This is a genomic window from Methylomagnum sp., from assembly GCF_054333355.1.
In genome coordinates this window covers 1-6,794 of sequence record NZ_JBTEKS010000244.1, presented here as the reverse complement: position 1 = coordinate 6,794, position 6,794 = coordinate 1, and the positions used below count along the sequence as shown (strand labels likewise).

The window sequence follows — 6,794 nt, the reverse complement described above, 5'->3', positions numbered from 1 at the left end:
CTGGCGGCGGACCCGGACGAGCGGCGCGAGGAACTGGCGCGGATTCAGGAGCGGCTCAAATCGGCCCAGCAATCCCGGGAGGATATGGGGGCCAGACGGGACAAGATCGAGGCAGAGTTGGCGGACATCGAGCGCAACAATGGCCGGTTGGTCAAAGCCCTGAACCAGTTGGAAGCCGATGCGCGTGCCCAGAATCAACGGCTAGCGGAACTGGAGAAGCGGCGCGGCACTCTGATGACCGGGATGCAAAGCCAGCAGCGCGCTTTGGCGGGGCAGGCCCGATCCGCCTATGCCACTGGGCGGCGGGAATGGCTGAAATTGATGCTGAATCAGGAAGACCCCTCCCGGCTCACCCGTGTTTTGGCCTATTATAGCTACCTCAACCATGCCCGTTCCGCGCTGCTGCAAGGCATGGAGCAGGATTTGGTCGCCGCCCGGCAGGTTCAGGGCGAGCTTGCGATAGAGTCGGAACGCCTCAGGACCACGCGCCAACAGATGGCGGCGGAGCGGGCCGAATTGGACGAGTCCAGGCGGACCCGCCGTAAGCTGCTGGCCGAGTTGGAGCATGAGCTTCGCGACCAGGACGCCGAGCTCAAGCAGTTGCGGGACAATGAACAGCGCCTACAGGACTTGCTGGCCTCAATCCAGCTTTCCGGGACGAATGGAACTCCGACCGAAAGTGCCCCGCTTATCCCCACGCCGCCCTCCATCCCGGAGGCAAGTTCAAAATGCCCGATTGCCGGGCGTTTAATCGGGCAATTCGGCAGTCCCAGGATGAGTGGGAAGTGGGATGGCATACTCATTGCCGCGGAGGAGGGCGCTCCGGTGCGGGCCGTATCGAGCGGGCGCGTGGCGTTCTCCGATTGGCTGCGCGGATACGGATTACTCACGATTGTCGATCATGGCGACGGCGTGATGAGCTTGTATGCGTTCAATCAAAGCCTTTATAAAAGCGTCGGCGAGCCGGTGGCGGCGGGCGAGGTCATCGCCGCCGTGGGCGCCAGCGGCGGACGCGCCGAAGCGGGGCTGTATTTCGGAATTCGGAACCAAGGTGCCGTGGTGGATCCCACGCCCTGGTGCGCACACCTCAATTGATTGTGGACCTTCTTTTGTTGACGGGAAAATTTATGTTGCGACAGAAAAACCTTCTGATCCTTTGCTGCGGCGCTGTGCTTGGTGTGTTGGTCAGCGTCGGCGGCGGCGCTCTGGCCGAGAAAGAGTCCAGCGGCGCGGCCAATAACACAATCCCGTTCGAGGGGTTGAAGACCTTCTCCGAGGTGTATGGCCGCATCCGCCAGGATTATGTCGAGCCAGTGACCGACGACAAGCTGCTGGAAGACGCCATACGCGGCATGTTGGCGGGGCTGGACCCCCATTCCGCCTATCTGGATCAGGAGCAGTACAACGAACTGAAGGTCGGCACCACCGGCCAGTTCGGCGGCCTGGGGATCGAGGTCGGCATGGAGAATGGCTTCGTCAAGGTCATCTCGCCCATCGACGACACCCCGGCGCAGAAGGCGGGCGTCAAGGCCGGCGACCTGATTATCCGGCTCGATGACAAGCCCGTCAAAGGCATGACCCTCAACGACGCGGTCAAGACCATGCGCGGCGAGCCGGGCAGCGGCATCGTCCTGACCATTGTCCGGGAAGGCGTCGAGCAGCCTCTCAAGATCAAGCTGGTCCGCGACATCATCAAGGTCAAGAGCGTCAAGAGCCGGACCCTGGAAGACGGCTACGGCTACGTCCGCATCACCAGCTTCCAGTCCAAGACCGGCGACAACGTGACCGAGGCCATCGGCGAACTCAAGAAGAACGGCGACTTGAAGGGGCTGGTGCTGGACCTGCGCAACAACCCCGGCGGCGTGCTGAACGCGGCGGTGTCGGTCAGCGACGCCTTCCTGGAGGATGGCCTGATCGTTTACACCGATGGCCGGGTCGAGGACGCCAAGATGAAGTTCAGCGCGACGCCCAGCGACATCCTGAACGGGGCGCCGATTGTCGTGCTGATTAACGCCGGTTCCGCTTCGGCGTCGGAAATCGTCGCCGGCGCCCTGCAAGACCACAAGCGGGCGATCATCATGGGCGAGAAGACCTTCGGCAAAGGCTCGGTGCAGACCATCCTGCCCACCAGCAATGGTGGGGCGGTCAAGCTGACCACGGCCCGGTACTACACCCCGTCCGGGCGCTCGATCCAGGCCGAGGGCATTTCGCCGGACGTGTCGATTTCCAAGGTGAAGCTGGAGGCGGTGGCGCAGTCGGAGTTCTCCCCCATCAAGGAGGCCGATCTGAACAACCATCTGGAAAACAGCAAGGCCGAATCTAAGAAGGAAGGCAAGGACGGCGCGCCCAAGACTAAGGAGGAGACCGAGGAGGCGCTGGCCTTGCAGGATTATCCGTTGAACGAGGCGCTGAACTTGCTCAAGGGCATCAATATCGTTCGGCAGAACGGCAGCGCTAAGAAGAACTGATTTGCCGGGAAATCAAAAGCCCCCGCCTCTCACGAAGCGGGGGCTTTTTTTATCGCGGAGAAAGAGACTTAACCCCGCCGCCGGTGCAGCGGCAACGGCTCATCCGCCCCGGTCTGATAGGTCACGCTGAATTCGCGGAAGGCGTGCAGCATGTTTTCCAGATCGGCGCCTTCCGGGAATTCGAAGGCGTTCACGCCCACCCGGTGCAGGAAGAACATCTGGTCCCGCAAAAAATCCCCACGCGCCCGCAGTTCGCCCGCGTAGCCATGGCGCTCCCGCAGCAGGCGGGCTTGGGAAAAGACCCGGCCATCGGTGAAGTGGGCCATGTCGAAGACGATGACGCCGAACCGGCCCAGGTCGCCGAGGATGCCCTCGATGGCGTCGGCGGCGGTGAGCCTGAGGCCCAGCGGGGCGGGGCGCCCGGCCAGGCTGTCTTGCTCCGCCAGCCAGCGTTTCAGCGAGACGGTGGCGTTGCCTTCCGGCAAGGCTTCGTCGTCCGCCGCGTGGCGCCAATCGTTGCCGGTGATCTTGCCGTCCTTAATGACTGCCATAAACGCGCTCCTGAAAGGGTTCGATGCCGATGCGCCGGACGGTGGCGAGGAAAGGTTCGTCATCCAGGCGCAATTCGCGGTAGGTTTGGAAAATCTGCTCCATGACGTGGGGCACCTCGTCCTTGGCGACGGAGGGGCCGAGCCGGTCGCCCAGCGAGGCGTCGGTGCTGGACGAGCCGCCCAGGGTGATTTGGTACCACTCCTCACCCTTTTTATCCACGCCTAGGATGCCGATGTGGCCCACGGTATGGTGTCCGCAGCCGTTCATGCAGCCGGAAATATTGATGCGGATGTCGCCCAGATCGTAGAGATAATCCAGGTTGTCGAAAATCTGCTGGATGCCGTTGGCGATGGGAATGGCGGTGGCGTTGGCCAGCGAGCAGTAATCGAGGCCGGGGCAGGCGATGATGTCGGTGGCGGTGCCGATGTTGGGCGTCGCCAGTTTGAGCGCCTTGAGTTCCCGCCACAGGATGAACAATTCGGCCTGCTTCACGTCGGCCAGGATTAAATTCTGGGTGTGCGTGACGCGCAGTTCGCCGAAGCTATGGCGGTCGGCGAGGTCGGCCACGGCGTCCATCTGGCTGTCGGTCATGTCGCCCGGCGCCGCGCCGTGGGGCTTGAGGGACACGAACACCGCCCGGTAGCCCGGCACCTTGTGGGCCACGGTGTTGTGGCGGAACCAGGCGGCGAATTCGGCGTCCTCCTGCTTGCGCCGTTCCAGATCGGCGTTTTCCGCCGGCAGGCTTTCGTAGGCCGGCGGCACGAAGAACGCGGCCACCCGGTCGATTTCGGCCTGGTCGAGCAGCAACCCCTCGCGGATTTCCGCCCACTCGGCCTCCACCATTTCGGCGAATTTCTCCGGGCCGGTCTCCTTGACCAGAATCTTGATGCGGGCCTTGTATTTGTTATCCCGGCGACCGAATTGGTTGTAGACGCGCAGGATGGCTTCGAGGTACGAGAGAAGATGCTGCTTTTCCAGGAAGGGCCGGATCACCACGCCGATGATGGGCGTGCGTCCCAATCCGCCGCCCACCAGCACTTCGAAGCCCACCTCGCCCGCCTCGTTCTTCACCAGTTGCAGGCCGATGTCGTGGACTTGGGTCGCGGCGCGGTCGCGGGCGGAGCCGCTGACGGCGATCTTGAACTTGCGGGGCAGGAAGGCGAATTCCGGGTGTAGGGTGGACCACTGGCGGATGATTTCGCAGTAGGCGCGGGGGTCTTCCAGTTCGTCCACCGCCACCCCGGCCAGATGGTCGCTGGTGGTGTTGCGGATGCAGTTGCCGCTGGTCTGGATGGCGTGCATCTGCACCGAGGCCAGGTCGTCGAGGATGTCCGGCACCTCTTCCAGCTTCGGCCAGTTGAACTGAAGATTCTGGCGGGTGGTGAAATGCCCGTAGCCCTTGTCGTAGGTCCGGGCGATGTGGGCGAACATCCGCATCTGTTTCGATGACAGCAGGCCATAGGGCACGGCGATGCGCAGCATGGGCGCATGGCGTTGGATGTAGAGGCCGTTCATCAGCCGGAGCGGACGGAATTGATCTTCCGTCAACTGCCCGGCCAAAAAGCGCCGGGTCTGCTCCCGGTACTGCGCGGCTCGCTCGTTCACCAGGGTTTGGTCGTAATCGTCGTATTGGTACATGGTGGTGGGGATAACCGTCCTTGCCGGAGATTCTTAAGTGGTGGGCTGGTTAATGTACTACGCCCTTCCCGCGAACGGGAAATGAGCGAAGGGGATAAGGAAGTGACGCAATTTTATAAGCTGGCGTTCGGAAACGCTAACTTCCGGGGGTAGACCGACTCGGTTTCAACACCCGAGTCGGTCTTGGCTTCCATGATGGGTTCCGGTGCGCCGCTAAGTTTTCGGAGGTTGGTCGCTCTTCAGGGCGCACCTCCACCCATCCTACGACGCGACATTCGGTTTCCACCGCCTTCATACAATGCCGCTCTCCTAGCTATTTCCTTTTAGCTTATTTGGCTGGGAGTGGATTGAAACTATAATGCTGCCTTTTGTGCCGGGGCCGGTTCGGTCGTTGGCAGTCGCCGGAATTTTTAAACTCAAAGAAGAGGGCTGAACATTGATACGCGCATTCCTATTACTGTCGCTGCTGTTTTTCCTGCCCGAACTGGCGTCCGCCGAAGAGTCGAACGTCTTGGGGCTAACCGCCACCCATCGTGGCCTTTACTGCGTACTGGTCTTCATCGTTTCCTATGCGTTCGTGATGACCGAAGAGTTCACGCACCTTAGAAAATCCAAGCCAGTGATTCTCGCCGCCGGCGTCATCTGGGCGCATGTCGCCTATCTGGCCTCGTCCAACGGCGTTTCCGCCGAGAAAGTGCATAAGGCGTTCGAGCACGATCTCAAGGAATACGCCGAATTGTTCCTGTTCCTGCTGGTGGCGATGACCTACATCAACGCCATGGCCGAGCGCAATGTGTTCGAAGCGTTGCGTTCCTGGCTGGTGCGTCGCCGGTTCGGCTACCGCTCGTTGTTTTGGATCACTGGCGTCATCACCTTCTTCCTGTCCTCGGTGGCCGACAACTTGACCTCGGCCCTGCTGGTGGGCGCGGTGGTCATGGCCGTGGGCGCCAATAGCCCGGCCTTTATTGCTTTGGGGTTCGTCAACTTGGTCAGCGCGGCCAACGCGGGCGGCGCGTTCAGCCCCTTCGGCGACATCACCACCCTGATGGTCTGGCAGGCGGGCAAGGCGGAATTCTTCGACTTCTTCCACCTGTTCATCCCGTCCGTGGTCAACTTCGTGGTCCCGGCGACCATCATGCACTTCGCCATTCCCGACGAGGCGCCCGCCGCCACCGACGAAGAGCAAGTCCAAATGAAGGATGGCGCCCTGGTCATCTGCGGCCTGTTCGCCCTGACCATCGTCAGCGCCGTCAGCTTCAAGCAGTTCCTGCACTTGCCGCCGTTCATGGGCATGATGGTGGGCCTATCGTTCCTGATGTTCTATGGCTACCGCTTGAAGACCGTGTTCTACGGGCCGGGCAAGGACAAGTTTGACGTGTTCAACAATGTCCGCGACGCCGAGTGGGATACCCTGCTGTTCTTCTTCGGCGTGGTGTTCGCGGTGGGCGGCCTGGGCTACATCGGCTACCTGGAACTGGCCTCCGAAGCCATGTATGAAGGGCTGGGCGCGACCAGCGCCAATATCCTGATCGGCGTGCTGTCCGCCATCGTCGATAACATCCCGGTGATGTTCGCGGTGCTGAGCATGAACCCGGAGATGGACCTGTACCAATGGAACCTGGTGACCCTGACCGCTGGCGTGGGCGGCACCATGCTGTCCATCGGCTCGGCGGCGGGCGTGGCGCTGATGGGAACCTCCAAGGGCCACTACACCTTCTTTAGCCACTTGAAGTGGACCCCGGCCATCGTCGCCGGTTATGCGGCCTCCATCGTGGTGCATTACTGGCTGAACGGCTGATTTTTCTAGCCGTTCGAAACGAAAAAGGCGCTGCTGTGAGGGAGCGCCTTTTTTGTTGTTACTCGTTCGACGCGGTTTTTAATAGCAGCGTGGCTATTGGCAATCGCCCAAGATTATCTTCGGGTATCCCACGCTGACAAAACGCTTGCCGTTCCAGGCTAACCCGCTCAATCTGCCCCGCCCGGATGTTATAAGTGTCCAGTTTATGCCATCCGGGCTGGCAACAAGATTGTAGTAATCACGGATCATATTGTTGTGATAGAAGTAGGTATTAAAATCCGCAACAATATATTTGGCTCCAGTCCATACAATAGCGCTTGGACCTAATGCATCAATAA

The 6,794-nt window shown here is 61.0% G+C and carries 6 protein-coding genes; 3 read left to right on the top strand and 3 right to left on the bottom strand.

Translation table 11 applies throughout. From position 1 onward, the window contains the following. Both ACXWUF_RS15995 and ACXWUF_RS15990 read left to right on the top strand, forming a co-directional pair. Window positions 1–1,095 (top strand): murein hydrolase activator EnvC family protein (locus ACXWUF_RS15995; RefSeq protein WP_458495653.1); only part of this gene is annotated, 1,095 nt, incomplete at its 5' end. 32 nt (window positions 1,096–1,127) lie between these two features. Beyond that, window positions 1,128–2,468 (top strand): S41 family peptidase, encoded by a 1,341-nt coding sequence (locus tag ACXWUF_RS15990; RefSeq protein WP_458495652.1) that lies wholly within the window; start codon window positions 1,128–1,130, stop codon window positions 2,466–2,468. A 68-nt stretch (window positions 2,469–2,536) separates the two neighbouring features. Here the strand turns inward: ACXWUF_RS15990 and ACXWUF_RS15985 are convergent, their stop codons facing one another. Then, window positions 2,537–3,019, bottom strand: coding sequence for a DUF934 domain-containing protein (locus tag ACXWUF_RS15985; RefSeq protein WP_458495651.1), 483 nt, complete (start codon window positions 3,017–3,019; stop codon window positions 2,537–2,539). Beyond that, a complete protein-coding gene (locus tag ACXWUF_RS15980) occupies window positions 3,006–4,658 on the bottom strand; it encodes a nitrite/sulfite reductase (protein ID WP_458495650.1) in 1,653 nt (550 codons plus the stop codon). The genes ACXWUF_RS15985 and ACXWUF_RS15980 overlap by 14 nt, the downstream gene beginning before the upstream one ends. Before the next feature lie 436 nt (window positions 4,659–5,094). On the opposite strand from ACXWUF_RS15980, the gene nhaD reads away from it, so the two are divergent. Beyond that, window positions 5,095–6,456, top strand: a complete 1,362-nt coding sequence (gene nhaD, locus ACXWUF_RS15975) for a sodium:proton antiporter NhaD (RefSeq protein ID WP_458495649.1) — start codon at window positions 5,095–5,097, stop codon at window positions 6,454–6,456. Between the two features lie 93 nt (window positions 6,457–6,549). Here nhaD and ACXWUF_RS15970 read toward each other — a convergent pair. Further along, a partial coding sequence (locus ACXWUF_RS15970) for a hypothetical protein (protein WP_458495648.1) occupies window positions 6,550–6,794 on the bottom strand: 245 nt, incomplete at its 5' end.

Coding starts and splice junctions, on each gene's coding strand:
- ACXWUF_RS15990 (WP_458495652.1), top strand. CDS start 1,128: ATGTTGCGACAGAAAAACCTTCTGATCCTTTGCTGCGGCGCTGTGCTT.
- ACXWUF_RS15985 (WP_458495651.1), bottom strand. CDS start 3,019: ATGGCAGTCATTAAGGACGGCAAGATCACCGGCAACGATTGGCGCCAC.
- ACXWUF_RS15980 (WP_458495650.1), bottom strand. CDS start 4,658: ATGTACCAATACGACGATTACGACCAAACCCTGGTGAACGAGCGAGCC.